General features: G+C 64.0%; 25 protein-coding genes. 5 read left to right on the plus strand and 20 right to left on the minus strand.

Annotated elements, in window-relative coordinates:
* Window positions 1–7: 7 nt before the first annotated feature.
* The 4 genes from LMG28727_RS16875 to flgB all read right to left on the minus strand — a co-directional run bounded on the left by LMG28727_RS16875 (window position 8) and on the right by flgB (window position 3,328).
* Window positions 8–1,525, minus strand: coding sequence for a flagellar hook protein FlgE (locus tag LMG28727_RS16875; protein ID WP_201643455.1), 1,518 nt, complete (start codon window positions 1,523–1,525; stop codon window positions 8–10).
* Between the two features lie 46 nt (window positions 1,526–1,571).
* Window positions 1,572–2,282, minus strand: coding sequence for a flagellar hook assembly protein FlgD (locus LMG28727_RS16880; RefSeq protein ID WP_236592013.1), 711 nt, complete (start codon window positions 2,280–2,282; stop codon window positions 1,572–1,574).
* Window positions 2,283–2,293: 11 nt separating this feature from the next.
* Window positions 2,294–2,719 (minus strand): flagellar basal body rod protein FlgC, encoded by a 426-nt coding sequence (gene flgC / locus LMG28727_RS16885; protein ID WP_074762466.1) that lies wholly within the window; start codon window positions 2,717–2,719, stop codon window positions 2,294–2,296.
* Between the two features lie 111 nt (window positions 2,720–2,830).
* Window positions 2,831–3,328, minus strand: coding sequence for a flagellar basal body rod protein FlgB (gene flgB, locus LMG28727_RS16890; protein WP_201643456.1), 498 nt, complete (start codon window positions 3,326–3,328; stop codon window positions 2,831–2,833).
* 217 nt (window positions 3,329–3,545) lie between these two features.
* Between flgB and flgA the strand changes: the two genes are divergently transcribed.
* The 5 genes from flgA to LMG28727_RS16915 all read left to right on the plus strand — a co-directional run bounded on the left by flgA (window position 3,546) and on the right by LMG28727_RS16915 (window position 7,124).
* On the plus strand, window positions 3,546–5,126 hold the full coding sequence (flgA, locus tag LMG28727_RS16895; protein ID WP_201643457.1) for a flagellar basal body P-ring formation chaperone FlgA: 1,581 nt from the start codon (window positions 3,546–3,548) through the stop codon (window positions 5,124–5,126).
* Between the two features lie 210 nt (window positions 5,127–5,336).
* On the plus strand, window positions 5,337–5,690 hold the full coding sequence (gene flgM / locus LMG28727_RS16900) for a flagellar biosynthesis anti-sigma factor FlgM (RefSeq protein WP_201643458.1): 354 nt from the start codon (window positions 5,337–5,339) through the stop codon (window positions 5,688–5,690).
* A gap of 94 nt (window positions 5,691–5,784) precedes the next feature.
* A complete protein-coding gene (locus tag LMG28727_RS16905; RefSeq protein WP_201643459.1) occupies window positions 5,785–6,231 on the plus strand; it encodes a flagella synthesis protein FlgN in 447 nt (148 codons plus the stop codon).
* Window positions 6,232–6,534: 303 nt separating this feature from the next.
* On the plus strand, window positions 6,535–6,702 hold the full coding sequence (locus tag LMG28727_RS16910; protein WP_201643460.1) for a type II toxin-antitoxin system HicA family toxin: 168 nt from the start codon (window positions 6,535–6,537) through the stop codon (window positions 6,700–6,702).
* 11 nt (window positions 6,703–6,713) lie between these two features.
* Window positions 6,714–7,124, plus strand: a complete 411-nt coding sequence (locus tag LMG28727_RS16915) for a type II toxin-antitoxin system HicB family antitoxin (protein WP_201643461.1) — start codon at window positions 6,714–6,716, stop codon at window positions 7,122–7,124.
* 50 nt (window positions 7,125–7,174) lie between these two features.
* On the opposite strand, the gene LMG28727_RS16920 is transcribed toward LMG28727_RS16915, so the two are convergent.
* From LMG28727_RS16920 to LMG28727_RS16995, 16 genes are all read right to left on the minus strand, one after another.
* Complete coding sequence (locus LMG28727_RS16920) at window positions 7,175–7,909, minus strand: RNA polymerase sigma factor FliA (RefSeq protein WP_074762473.1); 735 nt, start codon at window positions 7,907–7,909, stop codon at window positions 7,175–7,177.
* Between the two features lie 28 nt (window positions 7,910–7,937).
* Window positions 7,938–8,807, minus strand: a complete 870-nt coding sequence (locus LMG28727_RS16925; RefSeq protein ID WP_201643462.1) for a MinD/ParA family ATP-binding protein — start codon at window positions 8,805–8,807, stop codon at window positions 7,938–7,940.
* Complete coding sequence (gene flhF / locus LMG28727_RS16930) at window positions 8,800–10,743, minus strand: flagellar biosynthesis protein FlhF (RefSeq protein WP_201643463.1); 1,944 nt, start codon at window positions 10,741–10,743, stop codon at window positions 8,800–8,802. The genes LMG28727_RS16925 and flhF overlap by 8 nt, the downstream gene beginning before the upstream one ends.
* A 358-nt stretch (window positions 10,744–11,101) precedes the next feature.
* On the minus strand, window positions 11,102–13,204 hold the full coding sequence (flhA, locus tag LMG28727_RS16935; protein WP_201643464.1) for a flagellar biosynthesis protein FlhA: 2,103 nt from the start codon (window positions 13,202–13,204) through the stop codon (window positions 11,102–11,104).
* Window positions 13,201–14,421, minus strand: coding sequence for a flagellar biosynthesis protein FlhB (flhB, locus tag LMG28727_RS16940; RefSeq protein WP_201643465.1), 1,221 nt, complete (start codon window positions 14,419–14,421; stop codon window positions 13,201–13,203). Before flhB ends, flhA begins: the two co-directional genes overlap by 4 nt.
* A 341-nt stretch (window positions 14,422–14,762) precedes the next feature.
* Complete coding sequence (locus LMG28727_RS16945) at window positions 14,763–16,064, minus strand: DUF3443 domain-containing protein (RefSeq protein WP_201643466.1); 1,302 nt, start codon at window positions 16,062–16,064, stop codon at window positions 14,763–14,765.
* A gap of 15 nt (window positions 16,065–16,079) precedes the next feature.
* Window positions 16,080–16,631 (minus strand): DUF2844 domain-containing protein, encoded by a 552-nt coding sequence (locus LMG28727_RS16950; protein WP_201643467.1) that lies wholly within the window; start codon window positions 16,629–16,631, stop codon window positions 16,080–16,082.
* Between the two features lie 283 nt (window positions 16,632–16,914).
* The gene (gene cheZ / locus LMG28727_RS16955; RefSeq protein WP_236592015.1) at window positions 16,915–17,628 is read right to left on the minus strand and encodes a protein phosphatase CheZ; all 714 of its coding nucleotides are present in this window, start codon (window positions 17,626–17,628) and stop codon (window positions 16,915–16,917) included.
* A gap of 1 nt (window position 17,629) precedes the next feature.
* On the minus strand, window positions 17,630–18,025 hold the full coding sequence (gene cheY / locus LMG28727_RS16960; RefSeq protein WP_201643469.1) for a chemotaxis response regulator CheY: 396 nt from the start codon (window positions 18,023–18,025) through the stop codon (window positions 17,630–17,632).
* A gap of 85 nt (window positions 18,026–18,110) precedes the next feature.
* A complete protein-coding gene (locus LMG28727_RS16965) occupies window positions 18,111–19,199 on the minus strand; it encodes a protein-glutamate methylesterase/protein-glutamine glutaminase (RefSeq protein ID WP_201643470.1) in 1,089 nt (362 codons plus the stop codon).
* Between the two features lie 5 nt (window positions 19,200–19,204).
* Window positions 19,205–19,975: a chemoreceptor glutamine deamidase CheD gene (cheD, locus tag LMG28727_RS16970; protein ID WP_201643471.1), complete on the minus strand. Its 771-nt coding sequence runs from the start codon at window positions 19,973–19,975 to the stop codon at window positions 19,205–19,207.
* The gene (locus tag LMG28727_RS16975; protein WP_201643472.1) at window positions 19,972–20,922 is read right to left on the minus strand and encodes a CheR family methyltransferase; all 951 of its coding nucleotides are present in this window, start codon (window positions 20,920–20,922) and stop codon (window positions 19,972–19,974) included. The genes cheD and LMG28727_RS16975 overlap by 4 nt, the downstream gene beginning before the upstream one ends.
* A 204-nt stretch (window positions 20,923–21,126) precedes the next feature.
* Complete coding sequence (locus LMG28727_RS16980; protein ID WP_201643473.1) at window positions 21,127–23,007, minus strand: methyl-accepting chemotaxis protein; 1,881 nt, start codon at window positions 23,005–23,007, stop codon at window positions 21,127–21,129.
* A gap of 40 nt (window positions 23,008–23,047) precedes the next feature.
* The gene (locus tag LMG28727_RS16985; RefSeq protein WP_168795556.1) at window positions 23,048–23,584 is read right to left on the minus strand and encodes a chemotaxis protein CheW; all 537 of its coding nucleotides are present in this window, start codon (window positions 23,582–23,584) and stop codon (window positions 23,048–23,050) included.
* 69 nt (window positions 23,585–23,653) lie between these two features.
* Window positions 23,654–25,972, minus strand: a complete 2,319-nt coding sequence (gene cheA, locus LMG28727_RS16990) for a chemotaxis protein CheA (RefSeq protein WP_201643474.1) — start codon at window positions 25,970–25,972, stop codon at window positions 23,654–23,656.
* 96 nt (window positions 25,973–26,068) lie between these two features.
* On the minus strand, window positions 26,069–26,446 hold the full coding sequence (locus LMG28727_RS16995; RefSeq protein ID WP_201643475.1) for a response regulator: 378 nt from the start codon (window positions 26,444–26,446) through the stop codon (window positions 26,069–26,071).
* Window positions 26,447–26,460: the final 14 nt, after the last annotated feature.

A 26,460-nucleotide genomic window follows, 5' to 3' on the forward strand; every position in this document is an offset into this window, starting at 1 on the left:
CGTTCGATTACAGGTTGATCAGGGTCTGGTCGACGGTCTGCTGGGTCTTGATCGTCTGTGCGTTCGCCTGATAGTTGCGTTGCGCGGTGATCAGGTCGACCAGCGCGCCCGTCAGATCCACGTTCGAGTCTTCGACTTCACCCGGAACCAGACTGCCGAGCTGGTTGCTACCCGGCACGCCGACCTGCGCCTGACCCGACGCCAGCGTCTGGCCGTATTCGTTGTTGCCGAGATCGACGAGACCGTTCGGGTTCGTGAAGTTCGCCAGCGCGATCTGCCCGAGCACCGCCGTCGCACCGTTCGAATAGGTGCCCGTCAGCGTGCCCGACGAGTCGATCGAGAAGTTGCTCAGGCTGCCCGCCTTGTTGCCGTTGGCCTGCATCGCGGCGACGTTGTCGCTGCCGCCGTACTGGGTCATGCCGGAAACGTTCAGCGTCAGCGCTTGCGGCGTGCTCGAGCCGTCGGTGTTCGGAATCGTGAAGTTAAACGCGAGCGGCGTCGAGGTCGGATTGCCCGACTTGTCCGTCGTGCCGGTCAGCACACCCGACGAGTTGAAGGTTGCACCGCCGACCAGCGAAGCCGTGCCGGTCGAGGTGCCGGCGTAGACGTCCCACGTGCCGGAGCCGGTCTTTGCGAAGTACAGGTTGACCTGCTGCGAGCCGCCCAGCGAGTCGTACGCGGTAACGCTGGTCGCGGCGTTGTAGGTCGCGCTGGAGTTCTGGTTGAACGTGATCGGCTGCGCGGTGATCGCGTAGCTGTCGCCGGCGGCCGGATCGCCGCTGAACGTGATGGTCTGGCCGTTACCGAGGCTGATCGCCGTGCCGGCGGTGTAGCTGCCGCCAGATACCGTGACCGAGCCCGTCGTCGTGTCGGTGACGTTGTAGCTCGTGGGGCTCGTGAAATCGACCGAGTAGTTGTCGGTGTTCGTGCCGGCCGCCGCGTTGGTGACCACCGCGCCGGTGGTGTCCAGCGTGCCGCTGTTCGTCGCGCCCGCCGCCACGGTCGGCGTGCCATACATCAGGTCGTCCTGCGCGCCGAGATTCAGGCCCGAGCCGGTGATGGTCGTCGTCACCACGGGGGCAATATCGCCGGTCGGGATTTGCAGCGGCACGGTTTGCGCGGTGTTGATCACGCCCGCCGAGTTCGCCGCGTAGCCCATCAGCTCCAGGCCCTGGGTGTTGGTGATGTAGCCGTCCTTGTTCATCTGGAACACGCCGTTGCGCGAGTACGTCAAGGTGCCGTTATCGTTCATCTGATAGAAGCCGTTGCCGTTGATCGCGGCGTTCAGCGCAGCGCCGGTGCTGGTGAACGAGCCTTGCGCGAACTGCTGCTGCACGGCGGTCATTTGCGTGCCGATACCGACCTGATTGGCCACCGCAGTGGCGACCGAGCTCGCGTACATGTCGGCGAATTCGGCAGTGCCGCTCTTGAAACCGACCGTGTTGGCGTTGGCAATGTTGTTGCCGATCACGTCGAGATCGTTCGACGCCGCGGACAAACCGCTCAAACCTGTGTTGTAACCCATGGTGACTCCGTATCTGGAAAGTCGTAACTAGCTGTTTGACTCGGAATTAGAGAATCGCGTCGATGCCCGTCAGCGGAACCGTCGAGCCGTTCGACAGCACGAGGCCGCTGGTGCCGTCGGACTGCTGCACGACGCTTTCCACGGTCGTCGCGCTGAGCGCCGTCGCGGTAGCAGGCTGGCCGCCCGCCGTCGCGCTGACAGTGAACGTGTAGCTGCCGTCGGGCAGCGTGTTGCCGGACGAATCGACCGCCGTCACGCCGACCGGCACGACGCCTGCCGACTGCTTGCCGAGGTCGACCGTGTTGACCACCGTGCCGGACGAGTTCTTGATCGTCAGCGTCACGTCGTCCGCGGCTGCCGGAAGCTGGACGCCGATGGTGCTGGCCTTGCCGCTCGAGACCGTCATGCTGTTGCCCGACGCGAGCACGCTGCTGCCGATCAGCAACGCCGCCTGCGACGACTGGCCGGCCGAGAGTTGCGTCGACAGCGAAGTCAGCGACGTGTTCAGCTGGCTGATGCCTTGCACCGTACTGATCTGGGCCAGCTGCGAGGTCATTTGCGAGCTGTCCATCGGACTAGTCGGGTCCTGGTTCTTCAACTGCGCAACCAGCAGTTGCAGGAAGGTGTTCTGCAAGTCGGTGGCCGACGTGCCGGACGTGCTGCTGGTGGCACTGGTCGAGCTGCTCGACGCGCCGTTCATCGTGTCGAGCAGGGTTTGCGAAACGGTCGCGCCGTTGTTGCCAATAGTGGTGGTCAAGGTAAGTCTCCTCAGGTTCCGATCGTGAGCGTTTTCAGCATCAATGTTTTGGCCGTGTTTAGCGTCTCGACGTTGGCCTGATAGGAACGTGAAGCCGAAATCATGTTGACCATTTCCTGCACCGGATCGACGTTGGGCAGCGTGACGTAACCGTCCGCGTTGGCCGCCGGATTGCCGGGCTCATACGCCGTCTTCATCGGCGACGGGTCGTCGACCACGCCAGTGACCTGCACCCCGCCCACCTGCTGACCGGAGGCCGAGCGCGCGCCGCCGAGCGGGCTGACCGCGAACACGACCTGTTTGGCCTTGTACGGCTGGCCGTCCGGGCCGGTGGTACTGTCCGCGTTGGCGAGATTCGACGCCGTCACGTTGAGCCGCTGCGACTGCGCTGACATCGCGGAGCCGGCAACACCAAAAATATTCATCAGGGATGGCATGGTTTCCTGACCTCTCCTGCCGGTTTGAGCCGGCTTCAAGTTAAGTCCCGTAGCGATTTGTTCGTGCTTGCTGCTGTGTCTGTTACTGCGTGTGCGTTGCTGCTGCTTTTTTTACGAGCCCGACGTGATCGCCGACAGCATCGTTTTGATCTGGTTCGACACCACCGTCATGCCCGACTCGAAGTGCAGCGTGTTGTCGGCGAACTGCACGCGCTCGGTGTCGATATCCACCGTGTTGCCGTCGAGCGATGGCTGGACCGGATTCCGGTATTGCAGGTTGCCGTAGTCGTCGGGCGAACCGCCGGTTGCCGTCAGCGTGGACTTGCCGGACATATGGCCCGGTTCCGTCGACACCATCGACATGCCGCTCGTCACGCCAGCCGGTTGCGTCATCGCCAGCGTCGAGCTGTTCGACGCGCCCTGCCCGGTGGTGCTGCCACCGGTCTTTTTCAGCGCGCCAGCCAGCGACGAAGCGAAGTCGACGTCGCGTGCCTTGTAGCCGGGGGTATCGGCATTGGCGATATTCGACGACAGCAGTTCCTGCCGGTAAGCGCGCACATCCATCGCCTGGCGGCCAAAGGCGAATTCGGCATCGAGTTTGTCCAGCATAGAAATCTCCCGAGAAGGTTCCCGAGGCTTCCCCTTCGGCGTCTCATGCGAGGTTCGCGTCGACCGGGAAGGCCTTTTTGCATGAGGTGCATCTTATGGGCCGAACGCAAGCGGCAATCGGACGAATAACCGGGAAAGGGGGCTTCTATTCAACGTTTGCGCCGGGGGCGCGCTCTCTAGAATGCAAGGCGTACCGATGCATTCGATGGAGAACCGTATGGACCAGCCCACTTCCGATCTGCCGCAGCGTGCGAGCCACGCGGCGGCGCATCGCACTGGAGCGGGTTCACGAGCTTCGCGTGGCTCACTGCCGGCCCGCACCATGCGGATTGCGCCGCGTCTGGCGCGGCGCATCACAGCGCGCCTCTTTACGCGGATGGTGGTCAACGTCGCGCTGTGGGTCGCGGGCGGCATCGTGCTGTTGCCAGGCAGCACCCAGGCTCAGGAAGCGAGCGGCCCGATCGTGATTGCCGGTCCGGCTGAGAACAATCCGGCTGCCCTGAACGAACTCGCACAAAAGATGGCCGCGGCGACACCCGCGCAGCGCGCCGCGGTAGCCACGGCGTTGGCCGCTGCCGCCGCCCAGACGGCCGGACGCGAGCCGCAGAACCGCGATGCCGATTCGTTCACGCGCGCGGCCGGTTCGAACGGCGCGATCGTCATTCCGGGCGCGGGCGAACCTGCCGCTGCGCCGACCATGATTCACACCAATTTAAAGCCGGATGCCAATGGCGTCGTGACGATTCCGCCGCCGGGGAATGCCGCCACAGCTGGGGCGTCGGGTTCTTCAATGGCCGTGGCGCGCGGCTATGCCGCGCAAAATTCGCGCGCGATGACGGCGTCGGCGTCAGCGCCGATCGTGCCGGTCGTGGTGACGCCCGCGCCGGCGGCCTACGTCAACCCGCAGCCAGTCGTCGCCAGCGCTCCCCAGGGCGGCTTCGACAGCCTCGCATCGCGCGGCTTGCCGCCGGAGCTCGGTGCAAACGGCAGGCCCATCGTGACGGCAACCGCGATGCCGGGCCGTCCCACGATCGCCAGACCGCAGCCGTTGGCGGTGCGCGAGGTACAGGTTGCGGCGCAGAAGAATGCCCAGCCAAGCGCCACGACGCTGCCTGCTAAACAGCCCACCGCGCAGCCCACCGCGCAACCCGTCGCACAGGCCGCCCCGCTGCCCGGCCAACAGGACCCCGAAGCCATTCACGCGGCCGCGCTCGCCTTCCTGCAACAACAGGCCGTCGGTTTGCCCGGCAAGGTCGACATCACCGTCGCCGCCGCTTTTCCGCGCGGCATCGCCGCCTGCTCGTCGCTCGAACCGTTCATGCCGACGGGCGCGCGCATGTGGGGCCGTACGACGGTGGGCGTGCGCTGCGCGGGCGGTCGTCCGTGGACCATTTATCTGCAGGCACGCGTGTCGCTGCACGCCACCTACTACCTGGCGGCACGTGCAATGGGCGTCGGCGAAGTCCTCACCGCCGCCGACCTCGTCGCGCGCGACGGCGATCTGACCGGCTTGCCGCAGGCCATCGTCACCGATCCTTCACAGGCCATCGGCTCGGTGTCGCTGACGCGGATTGCGGGCGGCATGCCGTTGCGCATCGACATGCTCAAGAGCGCGTCGGCCGTGTCGATCGGCCAGACGGTGCGGGTGGTGGCAGCCGGGGACGGCTTCTCGATCTCGGCGGAAGGCAGTGCGATGAACAATGCGTCGCCGGGTCAGCAGATTCGGGTGAAGACCGCGACTGGCCAGATCATCTCGGGCATCGTCCGCGATGGAGCGACAGTGGAGATCCAGCTGTGACCTGGCTGGCCGCGCTGAATCGCACGCCGGCCGCAGCCATGGCAGCGAACCGGGCTATCAGCCGGGCGGCAACGCGGACGGTCATGCGGACGATCGAGGCACCGAAAGGGCCGGATTGCATTGAAAGGCAAGGAAAAGCGTGGAGCGATTGCGCTAAAGTTTTGATCAGCGGTTGCCGTTATCAGGATCAAATCGTTCAGGAAGCCAATCGTGAAAGTCGATTCCACAACCAATTCGAATCTGCCGACGTTAGACGTCGTGCCCCGCTCCCAGCCGAGCGACGCCAGCGCAACGAGCGCCGACACCACGCCAAGCGCGGCGACGACCTCGTCAAGCGCCAGCAGCGGCTCGGGCGATGCCAGCGTCAGCCTGTCGGGCCTGTCGCAGCACCTGCTCAGCCAGGCGGCGTCCGGCTCGGCCGACATCGACACGGCGCATGTCGCGTCGATCAAGCAGGCCATCGCGAATGGCACGCTGCAGATCGATTCGAGCAAGATCGCCGACGGCGTGTTGCAGACGGCGCGCGACCTGTTGCAGAACAAGACCTCGTCGACCGGCAACTAATCGACACAGTGACGTGTGGTGAAGTGGCCGGCGACGTTCGACAAACTCGGCTCGCGAATCGTGCGCGAGCCGGCGTGTTTAGCGAGTTGTTGAGATGAAAGACGCCCTGCTTGCCACCCTCGTCGAAGAATATTCGACCGTCGAGGCATTCGCCTCGATTCTGACGCTCGAAACCCGGGCGTTGACCGCCGTCTCGCCGGTGGAGCAATTACCGCCGATCATCGAGAAGAAAACCGAACTGATCGGCGTGCTGGCCAGACTCGAAGCCGCGCGCGACGCGCAATTAGCCGAGCTGGGTTTTCCGGCTGGCTGGTCCGGCATGGAGTTGGCAGCCAGTACCGACGCGCGGGTCGCCGCGCAATGGACGCTGCTGCAAAAAGCGGCAGACCGCGCGCGACGCGTGAACACCAGCAATGGCGAACTGATCCGGGTGCGGATGGATTACAACCAGAGGGCACTCGCCGCGCTCCAGGTGAACGTGCCGCGCAAGGCTGGCTTCTACGGCCCGGATGGGCGGGTTCCGTCGCAAGTCGAGTTGTGAAGAGTATTTGACGCTGGGTTGGGCGGCGCTCAGGCGTCGCTTCCAGCGCAGTTGATCCGTTTCGTTTGAACGACAAAAGGCTCGTCTTTGACGAGCCTTTTTTGTTTTCCCCCGCCTCCTCTCTGTCCCGATCCTCAACGCTGGCCGTTTGGCTAGCTGGCGCGCATCGCTGCGGCACGGTGAAATAACCCGCCCTGTCGAGCTTCCTGCCATGCGCCAGTTTTCACGTTCCCTCGTCATGGCGGCGAAGCACAACCTACTAGCGGGAGTGTGTAATCGTGTGTATATTTAGAGGAGTAGCAAATGAACAGCGCCGAGGTCGTCAAACTGATTCAAACCGATGGCTGGCGTCTGATCCGCATATCGGGCAGTCACCATCACTTCCGGCACGCGGTAAAGCCCGGTCTCGTGACCATCCCGCATCCGAAAAAGGATCTGCCGCCCGGCACCCTGAACAGCATTCTGAAATAGGCAGGCCTGAAATGAAAAACCTGATTTACCCGATCGCCATCGAGCCCGGCGACTCAGGCCACGCGTTCGGCGTGGTGGTGCCCGACATCCCGGGTTGCCACTCGGCGGGCGACACACTGGAAGAAGCCTACGCCAACGCCAAAGAGGCGATCGAAGCCCATCTCGACACCTTGCTCGACGAAGGAATGCCGGTGCCCGAACGGCGTACGCTCGACGAGCATCGGCATAATCCCGACTTCGCGGGATTCACCTGGGGCTTTGTGACAACGCGCAATATTCCGGCGTTGAAGAAAGCAGTCCGCATCAATATCTCGTTGCCCGAGGCGCTGGTCCACGAGATCGACGCTTATGCGCAGGCGCGCGGCATGTCGCGCTCTGCGTTTCTCGCGCTCGCCGCCGAGCACGAGATGGCTGACGCCTGAACCAGGCAGTGGGTTGAGCGCGTCGCGCCAGAACACCAACTGCTCAGACGTCAGTTCGCCTCGGCGTTCGCCCAGGCCATTTCCCGCAGCCGCGTGCGCAAACGCGCCACGGCCTGGCTGTGCAACTGGCACACCCGCGATTCGCTCACTTCCATCACCGCACCAATCTCACGCAGATTCATCCCGCGCTCGTAATACAGCGACATCAGCAGTTTCTCGCGATCCGGCAAGCGGTCGATCGCCTCCACCAGCGCCGAGCGCAGGCTGTCGTCGAGCAACGCGGAGAGCGGATCGGAATGATCCACGCAGTAGCGGTCGAGAAACGGCTCGTCGTCGGCGGAACGGTCGAAGTCTTCGTAGTAGATCAACTGGCTGCCGTGCAGGTCCTGCAGCATCGACTGATATTCGTCGAGCGGCATTTGCAGTTGCCCGGCAATCTCGGCTTCGCTCGCCGAGCGGCCCAGGTTCTGCTCCACCTTATGCACCGCCGTTTCGACTTCACGCGACGTGCGCCGCAAGCTGCGCGGCAACCAGTCGTTGCTGCGCAGCTCGTCGAGCATCGCGCCGCGAATCCGCTGGCTTGCATAGGTCTCGAACTGCGCGCCCTGATCTTCCTTGTAGCGCCCTGCCGCATCCAGCAGTCCGATCATGCCGGCCTGGATAAGATCGTCGAGATCGACGCTCGCCGGCATCTTGGCAACGATCTGCAAGCCGAGACGTCGCACCAGCGGTGCGTACTTCGTCAGAACTTCGGCTTGGGAAATCTTTCCCTGAGCGTTATACATCGTGCACCCCTTGTCCGCGTGCCGCCTCTCAGGCGTGCTGCGCCGACGGTTGTTCGGCGTGTTGCGCCGCTGTAACTGTCGCAGGCGCCGTCCAGGGCGTTTGCGACGACATCGCTGGCCGCATCGGCCAGTACTGCAATTCGGCGGCAAGGTGCCGGAAGTCGCGCGCGGCAGGTGTCGACGGGAACGCATCGACGACACAACGCGACAACTCCTGGGCTCGCGCCATCCGCACATCGGCGGCAATGCAACCGGCGTCTTCCAGCGCCACCGTCAGGTAGCGCCCGGCCACGCCGGCCAGGTTCATGAATATGGTGTGCGCGTCGTTCACGCTCTGCACGTAATTGGCCAGCACCCGGAACTGCGCGATGGCGTGCGCGTAGTGCAGACGTTTCATGCACGCGTACGCGTCGGTGATCGCCTGAGCCGATACGCGCGCGACGACCATCACGTCGTGCGCCTGCTGCGCGAACGGCGACAGATGGCCTTGCTCGTCGAGCTGCGCATCGATCAGCACGATGTCGGCGGTCCCGCGCAACAGCAGGTCGAACTGCTGCGCCGAGTGGCCTTCGCGGTTGTTGCGCGACGCCGCCAGCACCGAAAAACCAAGTGGATGACGGGCAGCGGCATCGTCGAGCGTCATCTCGCCGCGCATCACGGCCGAGAAATTGCCGGCGCCGCGCAGGCCGCCGAGCATCGCGCTCACCGAGCGCCCGCCAACGCATTCGTCGATCACGAGCACGTCCTTGCCCTGCTGCGCGAGCGCTGCGGCAAGATTCACCACCACCGTCGTACAACCGACACCGACCGGTCCGCCCGTCACCGCGATCACGCGTGCGCCGGTTCGGGTCAACAGCCGCCGCAGTCCCTCTGCCTGATCCGAGATGAGCTTATCCAAAGCGAACCTCGTGCAGTTCGGCCGTCGAACGTGCGGACAGTGCGGAAAGCAGCGCGGGGATATCGTCGGCGTGCGGCACGAATGGCGAGTTGTCGCGCGGTATGCAGAACGCGCTCTTGATCAAAAATTTCTTCGTGCCGACGTACAGGTTTTCCGGCACTTTCTGACCGGTCGACACGTAGTGCACCGGCAGCTTGTAGCGGATCACCGTATCGAGTACGCCGCCCAGGTTGGTGGCTTCGTCGATCTTGGTCAGGATGCAGCCGGCGAGCGGCTGTTGATCCGGCGCGCGCTGGTACGCCTGCACGACTTCGTTGAGCGTATCGCCGTGGCTCGTCGCGTTGAGCAGCAGGAGGCGCTGCACCGGCTGACCGGCGCGGCACAACATCGCGATCTGGTCGGAGACGAGACGGTCGCGCTGGCTCATGCCGATCGTGTCGATCAGCACGATGTGCTTGTTGCGCAACTCGGAGAGCGCGAGTTGCAGATCGGCGCCGTCCTTCACTGCGTGAACCGACACGCCAAGAATCTTGCCGAAGATGCGCAGTTGTTCGTGGCCGCCGATCCGGTAGCTGTCGGTGGTCAGCAGCGCGACCTTGCTCGCGCCGAAGCGCATCACGCAGCGCGCAGCGAGCTTCGCGGTCGTCGTGGTCTTGCCGACACCCGTGGGGCCCATCAGCGCGAACACACCGCCGCGCTCCATCAGTGCATCTTCGTCTTCCATCACCGGCAGGTTCGATTCGAGCACGGTGCGCACCCAATCCATGCCGGCGTCCATGTTGTCGACGTCGTCGGGCAGGTTGTCGACCATCATCTGCACGAGCTGCGCGGAAAAACCCGCCGCAAACAGATGCTTGGTGAGCGCAGCGCGTGCCGGGCTGCGGCGCTGGCGATCGCCCCACATCAGACCGGCGAAGTGTTCTTCCATCATTCCGCGCATCGACGACAGTTCGCTCATCACGGTGTCGTTGACGACCTGTTCCATGCGCGCCTTGATCGCTTCCGCGACCGCTGCGGGGGTGCGAGCTTCGTCGCCGGTCGGCATCGGGGCGATCTTCTGGGCATTGCGCCGCGCGGCGACTTGCGCGGCTTCGCGAGCCCATTCGGGTGTGTCGGTGACTTGCGGGCCGATCACGGGGGGCGTGGCGACTGCGCTGACGTCGACCGCTGCGCCGAGTCCCTTCGCGGTGGCGACGGACGGCGTCATCGGCAACGGACGCGCGCTATAGGCGCCTTCTTCCGGTTGCTGTTCGGCGGCGATGCGACGTGCATGATCGATCAGCCAGGGGTTCGATTCCGCCATGGTGCGCGGCGCGTTGGAATCGGCGGTCGCCGTGACCGGCGACGGCGGCACACCGGCGGCTTTCAGCAGATCGGCACGCATGTCTTCCGACAGGCGCGCGGCCGCTGCACGGGCGCTCGGTCCGGTCGAGGGCGTCTGAGCCAACGCCGACGCCGATGCTGTACTTGTGATCGCGCCAGGCAACGCGGTGCCCGGTGCGGCGGCGGCAATCGCCGCAGGGAGCGCAGCGGGGATCGCCTTCGGGGCGCTCATCGGTGCGTCATGCGCGGACAAACTGGCGGCCAGGCTCGGGAGCGTCGATTCAGCGCCCGCTTCCGGGCTCGCGCCGAACACCGACGAGAACACGTCGGGCATTCCGCTCGCATACGGATTCGCCTGCATCGGCGGCAGCGCGCGCGGCGCGCCAAACGACGGCAGTCCTGCACCCGGATTCATCGATGCGGCCTGCGCATTCGCGCCTTCGCGAGCCTTGGGCGCAATGGCGGCGAGCTCCCTGTCGGCCACTGCGACGATTTCGACGCTGCCGTCTTCCATCGTGCGGCTGGATAACACGACCGCGTCCGCGCCAAGGGCTTCGCGAACGAGACGCAGAGCATCGCGACTCGTGGCACCGATAAATTTACGAATGTTCAAGCTGGACCCCCGATGAGGTAAACGGACTAACGGACCGGCAACATACCGCTTCCCATTGAGATCAATTATTGCGAAAGCCGTCGAGCGACGATCGATGGATAAAGACCGTTAAAGGTAGGCAATTCGCGCGATGGGGAGATCGCTGCTGTCACGCGGAATGGCGTATGAACAGCGTTCGCGCGGGCACCTCGCGCGCTTTCGAAAGCGCTGCGGCAAGAGTCGGTAAGACAGTCTTCGGCAGGCATCCGTCGCGCGCGATGATCGGCTACTCGCGCCGGATCAAATGAGCCGCCCAAATGAAAACCGGCGCCCTGATGGGCGCCGGTCGATGCTCCTGCCAGCTCTGCGTGCAACGTGTTCAGCCGTGCGCGCCGATCTGGTTGACTACCCGCACATTGCGGGTGTCGGGCACCTCGGCATACGAGAGCACCTTCAGTTGCGGCAGGCTGCGACGCAGGAAGCGCGCGATCATCGGCCGCAATGCGTGCTGCACCAGCAACACCGGCGCCAACCCCGCATTCTGCTGACGTGTCATCGCCTTCTGCGTTTCGTTCAGCAGCGTGTTGGCGAGACCTGGTTCGAGGCCGGGATTCGTACCCGTCGACAGCGCCTGGGACAACACCCGTTCCAGATTCGAATCGAGGCCCATCACCTGCATGTCGCCGGTACCGGGGAACCACTGCTGCGTAATCGCGCGACCCAGCGCAAGGCGCACGGCGGCGGTCAGATCGTGCGGGTCGGTGAGCTTCGGCGTGTGTTCGGACAGCGCTTCGAGAATCGTGCGCAAATCGCGGATCGGCACGCCTTCTTCGAGCAGGTTCTGCAACACTTTTTGCAGCGTGGTGAGCGGCAGTGTCTTCGGCACCAGATCGTCGACCAGCGACGGCGTGTCCTTCTGCATCCGCTCCAGCAGCGACTGCACTTCGCGGCGCCCCAGCAGTTCCGATGCATGCGTGACGACCAGGTGATTCAGATGCGTCGCCACCACGGTGCTCGAATCGACCACCGTGTAGCCATACACCTGTGCCTGTTCGCGCAGATTCGTGTCGATCCAGGTGGCCGGCAAACCGAACGCCGGATCTTGCGTCGGCGTGCCCGGCAGCGCGGCGGAAACCTGGCCTGGATTGATTGCCAGCCATTGCCCCGGGTATGCCTCACCCACGCCGACTTCGACACCCTTGAGCGCAATGCGATAACCGTTCGGCCGCAATTCGAGGTTATCGCGGATATGAATGACCGGCGGCAGGAAGCCGATTTCCTGCGCGAACTTCTTGCGGATGCTCTTGATCCGCTTCAGCAGTTCGCCGTCCGAGTTCTTGTCGACCAGCGGAATCAGCCGGTAGCCGACTTCGAGGCCGAGCGTGTCGATCATCGTCACGTCGTCCCAACTGGCTTCGGTGTTCTCGACCGGCGCGGTGACGGCCGGTGCGATATCGACCAGCGACGGGCCGTTCTTGCGTTCGTCGGCACGCTTTTTCATCGTCCGGCCAAGCTGGATCAGACCGCCGCCCAGCACCAGAAACGCGAAGTGCGGCATGCCCGGGATCAGGCCCATCAGCACCAGGATGCAGCCCGTGATCATCAGCACGCGCGGGTTCGTGAAGAGCTGGCCGGTCAACTGCGTGCCGATGTCTTCATTGGTCGCGACGCGCGACACGATCACACCGGCCGCCGTCGAAATCACCAGCGACGGGATCTGCGCAACGAGGCCGTCACCGATGGTCAGCAGCGTGTAGTTCTTGCCCGCTGCGGCAAAGCTCATGTCGTGCTGGACCATCCCGACGATCAACCCGCCGATGATGTTGATCACCATGATCAGCAACCCGGCAATCGCATCGCCGCGCACGAACTTGCTCGCGCCGTCCATCGAGCCGTAGAACTCGGCTTCCTGCGAGACTTCCGCGCGGCGCTTACGGGCTGCGTCTTCGTTGATGAGGCCTGCGTTCAGGTCGGCGTCGATCGCCATCTGCTTGCCGGGCATCGCGTCGAGCGTGAAGCGCGCGGACACTTCCGCGATCCGCCCCGCACCCTTGGTGATCACCATGAAGTTGATCACCATCAAAATGATAAAGACGACAATACCGACCGCGAAGTTGCCGCCCACGAGGAAGTGACCGAACGACTCGATCACCTGACCGGCCGCATCGGGACCGGTGTGGCCTTCGAGCAGCACGACCCGGGTCGATGCCACGTTCAGCGACAGCCGCAGCAGCGTCGAGAACAGCAGCACGCTCGGGAACGCGGCAAAGTCGAGCGGCTTCATCGTGTACATGCTGACGAGCAGCACCATCACCGAAAGCGCGATGTTGAAGGTGAACAGCAGGTCCAGCAGAAACGGCGGCAACGGCAGAATCATCATGCCGAGGATCATGCAGATCAGTACCGGCCCGGCGAGGGCTCGCAAATTGGCGGTACTGAAGGCATCCGGCCGTCGGGACAGGAATCCGGCGCGAGCGTTCATGCGGAGGCTCCTGAAGCGTCGTCGTTAGCAGAGTTGTCGGGGTTAAGCGCGTCGGCGGCTTCTTCATCGGCCTGATCCGCCGGTACACCGCCCTTGTCGAGATCCGCGGGCACGTCGAACTCGGTCGGTGCGACCGGCTTGACGCCACCCTCGGTATTGAAGCGCCGCAACTGGAACACCCACGCCAGCACTTCGGCGACCGCGCCATACAGCGGACCCGGAATTTCGCGGTCCAGCTCGACGTTGTGATACAGCGCACGCGCGAGCGGCGGCGCTTCGAGCAGCGGCACGTTGTTTTCGGCGGCGATCTCGCGAATCCGTGCGGCCACCAGGTTCACGCCCTTGGCGACCACCTTCGGCGCGCGCATCTCGCCGTCGGTGTATTGCAGCGCGACCGCGAAGTGCGTCGGGTTGGTCACCACGACGTCGGCGGTCTGCACCTTTCCCATCATCCGGCGACGCGCGGCAGCGCGCTGCTGCTGGCGAATCTTGCCCTTGATGTGCGGATCGCCTTCGCTTTCCTTGTGCTCGCGCTTCACTTCTTCCTTGGTCATCCGCAGTTTCTTGTTGAACTGCCAGATTTGATACGGCACATCCAGACCCGCCACCACCAGCATGCCCGCCACCGTCATGCCGCAGCACACGCCGATCAGATGCACGGAATTGGCGAGCGCGAGGTTCAGCGGCTGGGTGGCGAGCGCGAGGATTTCGTCGCGGCGATTCCAGATCGCAGTCCCGCCGATAATGCCCACCACCAGCGTCTTGGCGAGCGACATGCCCAGCTGGATCGGGCCGTTGATCGAAAACATCTTTCCCAGCCCGGCAATGGGATCGAGCCGGCTGAACTTGGGCTCAAGTCCCGCCGACGACAACTGCCAGCCGCCCAGCGCCAACGGCGAAAGCAACGCGGCGAGTCCGGTGAAGGCGAGAATCGGCAGTAGCGCATACAGGCCTTCGCGGGCGGCTGCACCCGCGCCGATCAGCATGCGGCTGGTTTCGAACGCGTCAGCGTGGTTGAAGGTGAGCGACGCGTGCAGCATGTTCTGAAAATGCTCGCCGATGCTGCCGGACATGCCCCACACACCGAAGAATCCCGCTGCGAGCAGCGCGAACGTCGACAGCTCCCGCGAACGGACGATCTGCCCTTCCTCGCGCGCCTTCTGCAGGCGCCGGGGAGTGGCTGCTTCGGTCTTTTCGAGGTCGCTATCCTCTGCCACAAAAACTCTCCAGTCGGCCGAGGCACGACGCCTCTTTCCAGTGAGAGCGATTATTCACGCTCGACGCAAGCACCGATCGACGGATAAGGGCGGAGAAAGGGGGGTATTTCGAGGGATGGAGCAGCGCGGCGGCGGGGTTCGTCAGGTGTGAGCGAATGCCCCGTGGGAGGCCGCTGACCCTGGAAGCGTGCGGTTCAAATGCAGCTCAATGCTGCGAAGAAAATACGCGGGGACGTGCGAACGCAGAGGTCGGATTGCAGGCGGCTCGCCTATCGCAGAAGCCAGGCGTCCACGCAGTCTCGCGCGGACGCCCGGTTGGTCTTTAAACGTGATGCCCTGCGTCAGAACGCGACATAGGGCGTGGCGCCGCCGCTCGCGGTCTTGTCGATGCCATAAAACACGTGACGGCCATAGAAGAACGGCAGTCCCAGATCAAACACCTGATTGATGCTGATCTGCCCGGCGAGGTTATTGAACGCAAAGTTGCTGCCATTGCTGAACAGCGTGGCCGCGCTCAGGATACCGATGCTGGCGCTCGCGGCGACGCCGTTCAGACCGACCAGGGTGACCGAGCGGGTTTGCGCCGACGACGGACAGTAAAAGCCCGAGTACGTGCTGTTGCACAGCGCGAGCGTGCTATCGCCGAAGAAATAGCCATTCGAGCCCGAATCGAGGAATGCCGTCACCGTCGAGCCGTTAAAGACACTATTCACCAGATTGCCGGACACGTCGGTCGTGAAACTCTGCGTCGCCGTGAGCGCATTGTTCGACTGTGTGCCGACGCCGAACACCAGCGTGCCGGTCGCAGACGCCGCGCCGGTATTCGACACCGGCTGCATCTGTACGATCACGCCGTTGTTGTCGCTGCCCACGAAGTTCGCCACCGGATTGGCCACCTGACCGGTTTGCGCCAGGACGGACGGCGTGCAGGTCGACGCGCCGCTCGGGCACGCAAAGTAGGCGCCGTTTTTGACCGCACTCGCGCAACCCGCGCCGCAGTCGTTCGGCGCGTTGCCGATGCCGAGAATGCCGTTTGCGCCGAGATCGGCGACGGTGTTTTCCGGCGCGCCCGTTTCGCAGTAGCCCGCCGGGATCGTATCCGTGCTTTTGTCGCCGATGATCTGCACCGGAATGCCCGACGACGTCGTTTCGCCGCCGATGTTCACGATCGCCGTGCGCACCGAGCCCCACGCGTTGCCGTCGGCGAAAGTCGCGCATTCGGCAAGCGGCGCGCCGTCGCTGCTGCGCGTGCTGGCCGGCAACGCGGCGAGCAGCGACGTGTTCAGCGCCGTGTTCACCAGCCGCAGCCCGGACGAACCCGTGTCGACCTGAATATTGTTGATGGTCTGGCAACTGGTGGGAGCGGTGGGCGAGCAGATCGTCACGCTAACCGTCGGAATATTGATGACGCCGTTCACGCCCCGGCCGACCGTGATCGGCACCGTGTTCGTCGCCGTCGCGGCAATCGGCTGCTGCGACGGGCTGGGCGGCAGCGTACCGCCGTTCAGCGCGTTCGACGAATTGCTGCTGGAACTGGAACTGTCGCCGCCGCCTCCGCACGCGACGAGTGTCGCGACCAGCGTCACGGCCGTCACAGCCTGTATCCAGCCTTTGAGCTTTGTTGCAATCTGCATGGTTCGCATCGTCTTCCTCGGCTATTACTGGATGTCGGAACCGCTGACGCCAGCGGGCAGCGCGGCAGGCAGCCATGCCTGGCCGCCGAACCCGCCCATGTGGCCGCCGGAGTGCACGACCAGACCGCTCTGCTCGACCGCGACCGGTCCGCGCGCATGGCTGCGCGCGGCGCGCACGGCTTTCACGCCGTCGACATACTGCGAGAAATAGCTGCCGAGCAGATCGCTCAGATTAGGCATTTGCGGCCCGTACCAGGCGATACCGAAGACGGTGCCGTCCGTCGCCAGGTATTCGCGAACCACCGTGTTGTTGCTGAGCGTGGTTGCTCGCACGGTATACGACGATGAGGACGATGAGGACGAAGCAGCAGAAGAAGAGGCAGACGCCGCGCTCGATGCAGAATGCATCACGCTTTGCGTGGTGCCCGGCTGCACGATGCGGGAAGAAACCGATGCGTCGGTGGGCGGTGTCATCGGCGCGCCGCCAAGAGCGGCGTTTGCGGACTGCAGAGACAACAGGGAACAGGGCAATACAAGCGCCGTGACGATCCTGGCGCGGCGTATACAACTCAGCATGACGAGGCTCCTCCCAAGCTGCCGCCGGGTTCGCACCTCGCACGAACCGGCCGCTATAGGCAAATGATACTGCAGCGCTGCGTCACGATCGGGAGGAAGCCCTCGCCGTGCCATCCGCCGAAGCCGGATGTGACCGGAACGCAATGCCGCCGATTAAGCCCCTAGTATGCCTGTGCTTTCTATCCGTAGTCACCACGCACGCGTCTGCGTGGCTTGCTGCATGTACCGATTGCATCCCGCGCGAGTTTGACAGCCGCGTGTGTGTCGTCAAACTCGCGGCGCGTCAGAAGCCCAGGCTTGCCAGCAGATCGTCGACCTGCGACTGATCCTGCACCACGTCCGCCTTGCCTTCCGGATTGATCTGCGGGCCATTCAGCAGATGTTCCGGGCTGCCGGTCGGCGACACCTCGGAAGCCGCCAGCGCCGCCGCATTCGCCGCGAACTGCTCGCGGCGTTCCAGCGCGATGTTCTCGACCAGCACGCCGAGCAGCTGTTGCTCGATCAGATACACGACGTCGGTGATCTTCTTGATCACCTGGCCGGTCAGATCCTGGAAGTCCTGCGCGAGCATGATTTCCATCAGTTGCGAATTGGTCGCGCTGGTCGCGGCCGGCACGCCACGCAAATACGTGCGCGTGTCGTTCATCAGCGCGCGCACTTCCTCGCGATCGATCGGCGCCGCATACCACTGCTCCCAGCGCGCGTCGAGTTCGGCCGCGCCAGTTTGCAACTGTTCCTGGATCGGCTTGGCGACGTCGATGGCCGACAACACGCGCTCGGCAGCCTGCTCGCTCAAATCCGCGATGTACTTCAGACGGTCGCGTGCGTCGGGTACGGCTTCCGCCGCCCGCTCGACATGCTTGTCGAGCCCGAGCTCACGCATCGAGTCGCGCAGCGTGCGCGTCAGTTGTCCAATGCGGGCAAGAATGCGGTCGGACGCGAAGTCGCCGATCTCGTTGGCCGCGTCGGCGCCAGGCGCTGGGGTCGGCAGAGTCACATCAGCTCCCGGCTTTCGCCATCTTCTCGAGAATCTTGTTGAGCTTCTCGTCGAGCGTCGCGGCCGTGAACGGCTTGACGACATAACCGCTCGCGCCAGCCTGGGCCGCTGCGATGATGTTTTCCTTCTTCGATTCCGCGGTCACCATCAGCACCGGCAGATGCGTCAGGGCAGCATCGGCGCGGATCTGCTTGAGCATTGCCAGACCGTCGAGGTTCGGCATGTTCCAGTCGGAGATCACGAAGTCGTAGGTACCCCCGCGCAGCCGCGCGAGACCTGCCTGGCCGTCTTCCGCTTCGTCGACGTTCGAATAGCCGAGCTCTTTGAGGAGGTTGCGGACAATCCGGCGCATCGTCGGAAAGTCGTCAACCACCAGAATCTTCATTCCCTTATCCATTTCATTCCCTTTGCTTGATCCATGGTGCGGTGTCTGATTGCCTCGTTAGCGCTTCAAACAACCGCCTCAATCTATCCGGCTCGCATCATACCCGCTGAACACGTTCGCCCATCGACGACAAACGCGCCATGACGCGTCGGCTCATCTCCGGCAGCGACGCGATCTCGTCTGCCGCACCGAGCGCAATCGCTTCTCGCGGCATGCCGAATACGATGCAACTCGCTTCGTCCTGTGCAAGGGTATACGCCCCTGCTTTTTTCATGTCCAGCAACCCGGCAGCACCGTCGCGTCCCATCCCGGTCAGAATCACGCCGACCGCGTTCTTCCCCGCATGCTGCGCGGCCGAACGGAACAGCACGTCCACCGAAGGACGATGCCGGTTCACCGGCGGTTCGTCAGACAGGTGGGCAATATAATTCGCACCGCTACGGGCAAGCAACAGGTGCGCGTGACCGGGCGCGATATACGCATGTCCGGGCAGCACGCGTTCGCCATGCTCTGCCTCTTTAACGGTAATCCGGCACAAACCATTAAGGCGTTGTGCGAAAGATTTGGTAAACCCAGGCGGCATGTGTTGCGCGATCAACACAGCGGGGGCGTCGGGCGGCAGCGGCACCAGCACTTCGCGGATCGCTTCGGTGCCGCCTGTCGATGCCCCGACGATGATCAGCTTCTCGGTACTGAGCAGCGGATTGTTGAACAGCGGCGCGGCGCCGACCGGTGCGTGCGCGGCATGAGCCGTCGCGTGATGCACCGGCGCAGCTTGACGCACGCGCGCCCGGGCCGCCGCACGAATCTTGTCGGCGAGCTTTTCCGAGTAATCGAGCATGCCGTCGCGAATGCCGACCTTCGGCTTGGTGACGAAATCCACTGCGCCGAGTTCGAGCGCGCGCAGCGTGATTTCATTGCCGCGCTCGGTCAGCGACGACACCATCACGACCGGCATCGGTCGCAGGCGCATCAGCTTCTCGAGAAAATCGAGGCCGTCCATGCGCGGCATTTCGACGTCGAGCGTCAACACGTCCGGATTGTGCTGCTTGATGAGTTCGCGCGCGACCAGCGGATCGGGTGCGGTCGCCACCACCGTCATATCCGGCTGACCGTTGATGATCTCAGTCATCAGGCTGCGGATCAGCGCCGAATCGTCGACGCACAGTACTTTGATCTTTTGCACGGCGCTCACGCCTCCTCTGTCGTTCTGGCGTTGTTTGAATTAATTGGGCGCGGGCTCGAACCGAACAGTTCGATGCGCGGCTTCGCGGCGCCGCTGCTCGAGCCGAACAGTTCGATCTTCGGCCGGGCAGCACCGGCGGCGCCAGTGCCGGGCGACGAGAACAACTCGACCCGTTTGCGCGCGGCTGCGAGCCGCTCGGCGCGCGCTTCGGCGCTTTGCCGCACCAGCGCCTGTTCGCGCTCGGCCACACCCGCTTCCTGCTGAAGGCGCAACTTCTTCACCATCACCTGGCCGGTGCGTGGCATGAAGGCGACCTTGCGCGGGTGCGAGCCCTGCAAATCTTCGGCGACGATGCGGATTTTTTCGGTCGCCAGATAGCGGCGCACGAACTCCGAATTGCGATCGCCGATGTTCATCGTCGTCATACCCGCGAGCACCGCGCCGCCACCGAACACTTTGGCTTCGAAGCGCTCGCGCCGGCCGCCGGCCTTGATCAGTTCGTTGATCAGCACTTCCATCGCATACGCGCCGTAGCGCATCGAATCCGATGCGGCATGCGCGACGTCCGCGCCGTCGTCGGGCAGCATGAAGTGGTTCATGCCGCCAATTCCGGCCGTGCGGTCCTGAATGCAGGCCGCGACGCACGAACCCAGCACGGTGACCAGCACCATGTCGTCGTGGGTCGTGTAAAACTCGTTGGGCAACAACTTCACGCCTGGGCGCTGGAAGTGGTTGTCGTAGTACAGATTGGTGGCGATCGGCAAAGCGCTGCTCATGCGGCCACCCCGCTAGTCGAATGATGATGCGTTGCGCCCGACGCGCGCTGTGGCGTGCGCGTGCCAGTGGCATCGCGAGTCAGCTCGTAGACGGTCTGGCCGCGCAGCTTGAATGCCTGCGTCACATAGGTGAAGTTTTCCGAATGACCGGCGAACAGCAGACCGCCCGTTTTCATCAGCGGTTCGAAGCGCGCGAGCACTTGCGCCTGGGTCGGCTTGTCGAAATAGATCATCACGTTGCGGCAGAAGATCGCGTCGAATGACGAGCGCAACTGGTAATCGCGGTCGGTCAGGTTCAATTGCTCGAAGCGCACCAGCGCGCGCACTTCGGGACGCACTTTCACCATCCCCGCATGCGCGCCCGTGCCTCTCAGGAAGAAGCGCTTGAGCCGTTCGGGCGACAGGTGCTTCACCTGATCGAACTGATACACCCCGGCTTCGGCTTTCGCGAGCACCTGCGTATCGATGTCGGTGGCCAGCACGGACGCCTGGCGCGCGCCGCTGTCGCCGAGCGCCTCGATCAGCGTCATCGCGATCGAATACGGCTCCTCGCCCGTCGATGCCGCCGAACACCACACCGACACCGGCTGCGCGCGGCGCGGTACGAAATCGGCGAGGATCGGGAAGTGATGGGCTTCGCGAAAAAATGCGGTCAGGTTGGTGGTCAGCGCATTGGTGAACGCCTCCCACTCGGCGGGATTGTTCTCCGCTTCCAGCAGATCGAGATACTGCCGGAACGTGTCGAGACCGCGAGCGCGCAAGCGGCGTGCAAGACGGCTGTACGCCATGTCACGCTTGTGATCCGACAGCGAAATGCCCGCGCTGCGATGAATCAGGTCACGAATGCGGGTGAAGTCCGCCGTCGTGAATTCGAAGTCCCGGTTCGACTCGCCGGATCTAACCGGCTCCTGCCGGTCCGGCCGTGGTTGTGCGCGCGTTGCCATCATGAATGTTCCTGCCTGCGATACGAGCCATCCCGCTTTCCGCCCAGAGGGTGCCCTTGGGAAGAAGGGATTGGGTTCGCGGGGTTGCACGCGCCCGCCGGTGCTGCCTGCATGCAGTCGGCCCGCAGCACGCGTTGCCGGCGTGCTTCGAAGAATCGCTCATTAGCGAGCGAGATGCGGGATGACTGCATGACTGTGTGCCACTTCCTAAAACGTTTCCCAGTCCGAATCCGCGCCTGCCGTGGCCGCGCTTGCTGCGGCCGGACGTGCTGCGGGTTCGGATGCTGCACGGACTGCCTTCGACCTGAGGGCGGCCTCGACGCGCGGACCTGCATCGTTTGTGGACGACGCCGTGGTTGCGCTCGTTACGCCATTGACTTTCGTTGCTCCATTTGCCGTGATCGCCGCAGCCGCCGCACCATGACCTGCCGGTGCTTTCGGCGTGGCTTTTGCCGACAGCGGTTTGAACGCCCCGCTATTCGCATGCGCCGCCGTCTGCGCACGCACGGCCGCCACGCCACTGCGCGCCTGTCCACCGGTCACTTTCCAGCCGCCTATCACGGCCTGCAACTGCCGCGTCTGCTCTTCGAGCGAGGACGCTGCGGCCGCGGCCTGTTCGACCAGCGCGGCGTTCTGCTGCGTGACTTCATCCATCTGCACGACCGCGCGATTCACCTGTTCGATACCGCCCGACTGTTCTTCGGAGGCCGCACTGATCTCGCCCATGATGTCGGTCACGCGGCGCACGGCCTGCACGATCTCGTCCATCGTCGTGCCTGCACGGCCGACCAGCGCCGAACCACTTTGGACCTTCTCGACCGAATCGCCGATCAGTTCCTTGATTTCCTTCGCCGCGCTCGCACTGCGTTGCGCGAGACTGCGCACTTCGCCTGCGACCACCGCGAAACCGCGGCCCTGCTCGCCCGCACGCGCGGCCTCGACCGCCGCGTTCAGCGCCAGAATATTGGTCTGAAATGCAATGCCTTCGATCACACCGATGATGTCCACGACCTTGTTCGAACTGGTCGCGATGCCTTGCATCGTCGTGACGACCTCGCTCACCACTTCGCCGCCGCGCGTAGCGATGTCGGAGGCGTTGACCGCCAGCTGGCTCGCCTGACGCGCGTTCTCGGCGTTCTGCCGCACGGTGCCGGTGAGTTGATCCATGCTCGATGCGGTTTGCTGCAATGAGGCCGCCTGCTGCTCGGTGCGCTGCGACAGATCGGTGTTGCCCATCGCGATTTCGCGCGCGCCGGTGTCGATCGATTCGGTGCTGCCGTGAACGGCCTTCACCATCGTCGACAGGCTGTCCTGCATCCGCTTGATACCGGCAAACAGGCGGCCGATTTCATTGCGGCTGAATACCTCGATCGGTTCGGACAGATCGCCCGCCGCCATCCGCTCAAAGCAGGCCGTCGCGTCCTTCAACGGTTGCACGATCAGGCCGCGCAGCGCGAAACGGATCCCCACCACTAGCAGCAACGCAAGCACGGTGACACTGATGATCAGCGTCATCATCAGCGACGCATTGTTCTGCGCGCTCTCCTGCTGCTCGCTCACACTCTGCTGCAACGCCTTGACCACCGCCGCCGCCGCCGCGTCGTATGCGATGAACATCGGGCTGATCTTCGTATCGGCGATCGCGTGGTAAGCGGTCATGTCGTTGGCGCTCAGCGCCGCGAATTCCGGCGTCACGCCGTCCTGCATCACCGCGGTGTGTTTGGCGAGCACGTCGTCGAGCAACGCCTGATCGACGCCCGGCTTGGGCGCGTCAAGATAGGTTTGCCAGTTCTGGTTGCTCTTCGCGAGCAATTCCTGCGCACGTGAGAGCGCCTGCTTCGCTTCGTCGGCGTTACCCGCGCCTTGCAGCGCGTTGAAGCGGTCTATCGCCACACGCGAACGCAACATGTATGAAGCCGCGTCGTCGAGAGCGTGAATCGCCACGAGGTCGCCGCGCGCAATCCGGTCGAGCGAGGTGCTCGCCCGATTCAGCGCGGTTAGACCGAGCGCGCCGACCACCACGGTCAGCGCAACCAGAAGGACCCCCACCAATGTCAACGACGTGCGGATCGACCACCTGTTCAGCATCTTGACGCTCCCTCTCCAGTCTCTCGTTCGCGGTGTTCCGTTAAGCGCCCAGCGTTTCGATCAGCGCCATTTCGCGGCTGGTCATCAGCTTTTCGATGTCCATCAGGATCAGCATGCGGCCGTCGACGGTGCCGAGGCCCGTCAGATACTCGGTCGTCAGCGTCGCGCCGAATTCCGGTGCGGGCATGATCTGGTCGGTGGCGAGCGTCAGCACGTCGGACACGCCGTCCACCACCATCCCGACCACGCGATGCGCGACGTTCAGGATGATCACCACCGTCTGATGGTCGTATTCGACGCGGCCCAGATGGAACTTGATGCGCATATCGACGATCGGCACGATGATGCCGCGCAGATTGATCACGCCCTTGATGAACTCGGGCGCGTTCGCGATGCGCGTCACGTTGTCGTAGCCGCGGATTTCCTGCACCTTGAGAATGTCGATGCCGTACTCTTCGGCGCCGAGCGTGAAGACAAGGAACTCCTGACCGCCGGCGTCGGCCTGCTGCGCGTCGCGGCGGCCATTCGTACCGCTCGCGTTCGCCACGCTCGAATTGATGGATTGGACTTCTGCCACGTTAGCCCCCAAACGGTTGGGATGAAATGAATTGAGTGAGTGTTGCGCGTCGTGCTCGTGCGAGAGTCATCATGCGAGACTCATCGCGCCGTGCGCATGGCGGGTTTCGCGATTCAGCGCCGCCACGTCCACGATCAGCGCGACGCTGCCGTCGCCGAGAATCGTCGCGGCGGAAATGCCGTGCACCTTGCGGTAATTCGTTTCGAGGTTCTTCACGACCACCTGTTGTTGTCCCACCAGTTCGTCGATCAGCATCGCAAAGCGGCGCCCTTCGGTCTGCATGATGGTGACGATGCCTTGCGTGGGTTCCTGCTTCGCGTCTTCCACGTTGAACACTTCGTGCAACGCGACGAGCGGCAGATATTCACCGCGCACGCGCACCACGCGCTCGCCATTGGCGACCGTGTAGATGTCTTCGGCTTGCGGTTGCAGCGACTCCATTACGAAGTTCAGCGGCAGAATGAAAATCTCGTTGCCGACCTTCACCGACATGCCATCGAGAATCGCCAGCGTGAGCGGCAACACGATGCGCGTGGTGCTGCCCTTGCCGGCGTGCGACGTAATTTCCACGTGACCGCCCATCGACTGGATGTTGCGCTTCACCACGTCCATGCCGACGCCACGACCCGACACGTCCGTCACCTGTTCCGCCGTCGAGAAGCCCGGCAGGAAGATCAGGTTCCAGACTTCGTCGTCGCTCATCGTGTCGCTGACCTGCATGCCCTGCTTGGCCGCTTTCGCGAGAATCTTGTCGCGGCGCAAACCCGCGCCGTCGTCGCTCACTTCGATGACGATGTTGCCGCCATGGTGTGCCGCCGACAGCACCAGTTGCCCGGTCGAATCCTTGCCCGCCGCGCGCCGCGCTTCCACGGTTTCGATGCCGTGGTCGAGACTGTTGCGCACGAGGTGGGTCAACGGGTCGATGATCCGCTCGATCAGGCTCTTGTCGAGTTCGGTCGCCTGACCGAAGGTGACCAGTTCCACTTCCTTGCCGAGCTTCGCCGCCAGATCGCGCACCAGACGCGGGAAGCGGCTGAACACGTAATCCATCGGCATCATGCGGATCGACATCACCGCTTCCTGCAGATCGCGCGCATTGCGTTCGAGCTGCGCCATGCCGTTGAACAGCCGGTCGTGCAACGCCGGATCGAACGTGCTGGTGGTTTCCGCGAGCATGGCCTGCGTAATCACCAGTTCACCGACCAGGTTGATCAGCTGATCGACCTTTTCGACGCCGACGCGGATCGAGCTGCCTTCCGCGGCCGCCGCCGCCGCCGCCGGACGCGCCGACTTGCGATCGTGTTCGGCCGGTGCAGCAGCGTTGGCTGCCGGTGCCGGATGGTTTGCCGCAGCGGGTTGCGCAGCGGCGGGCGTCGACGCAGCCGTTGCGGCCGATGCGTCGAACAGCCCGTGAGTCGCCTTGCCGGCGGGCGCAGCGGTGTGGGCCGCAGGGGCCGACGATGCTGCGTGTTCCGCCTGACTGCTGGGTAGTGCGTTTGTTGCTTGCGCCGGGGTCGAGTCGGCTTCGGGCGTTCCAGGTTCGCCTTGCTCCGTCTCGTCCACCGGTGCGGTGCCGCGGCCGATCGAGATCTGACTTTCGTCGATCACGAAACAGCACACGGCGATAATGTCATCGGAGGTCACATCGGTCGCGAGCCACAGCGTCAGATCGCCGCCGCCCTTGACCTGCCCAACGATGTTCCCCAGGTTACCCAGCTCTTCGGCCAGCAGTTCCTGGTCCTTCTCACCCGCGCCCCGTAGCGTAATTTTCAGATGGGGGCCGCCATTGCCGCCGTCGCCGTCGGCACTGCCCGCCCCCGCGGCTTGCCCGGTCTGAGCCGGTTCGCCGTCATCCCACCCACCCGCCACCTGCACCGCCTGTTCGACGACGTGCTCAGGCGGGGTACCTGCCTTGACTGCCATTGTTTCAACCGACGCCACCGCGGCGGCTTGCGTGGCTTGTGCCGCAGCCGGCGCCACGGAAGCAGCGCCGCCGAGGCTCTCCGCATGCAACTGTTCGAGCTTCGCGCAAATCGCCTTCGCCACCGCGGCGTCCGGTTCGGCGCTCGCGCGATAGTCGGCGAGCTGGCCGGACAACACGTCCTTGGTTTCGAGGAAGGTGTCGATCATGTCCTTGCGCAGCACGATTTCGTTATTGCGCGCGCGGTCGAGCAGCGATTCGAGAATGTGGGTCGTTTCCGTCAGCGCGGTAAAGCCGAACGTCGCCGCACCGCCCTTGATCGAATGCGCCGCGCGGAAAATCGCCGCGAGGTCTTCGGGGTCCGGGTTGGCGATATCCAGATTGAGCAGCAGCTGCTCCATCTGCGCGAGCAGTTCGTCCGCTTCGTCGAAGAACGTCTGATAGAACTGAGTGATGTCGAGTGTCATGCCTGGGTCACCGCGAGAGTTCCTGTCCGGGCTTGGGCTGTCGTGCCGCTGCGCCGGGTGCTTCGATAGTTTCTTTAACGTGTCCGGGGGTGCTGCTTAGGCCAGATCCGGCTCGGCCAGCGCCGCCACCAGCTCGGTCAGCATGTCGGGGTCGAGCGGCTTTTCGATCCAGCCGGTCGCCCCCGCCGCACGCGCGGCTTCCTTGAACGGTTCGCCCGATTCCGTCGTGAGGACGAGGATGGGCGTCGCCTGATAAGCCGGATTGCCGCGCAATGCGGTGATCAGATCCAGGCCGGTTTTGCCCGGCATATGCTGGTCCGTCAACACGAGGTCGAACGACATGGCGAGCGCGTTTTCGAGCCCTTCGTTGCCGTCCGCCGCGAGCGTCACTTCGTAGCCGGCTGTCGTCAGCGTCGCGGCAAGGATCTGCCGCATCGATGCCGAATCGTCGATTGCCAGAATGTGCCTGATCATGAAAACCTCGCTGC

Origin of the sequence: Paraburkholderia metrosideri (genome assembly GCF_904848625.1) — a bacterium.
GTDB classification, from domain to species: domain Bacteria; phylum Pseudomonadota; class Gammaproteobacteria; order Burkholderiales; family Burkholderiaceae; genus Paraburkholderia; species Paraburkholderia metrosideri.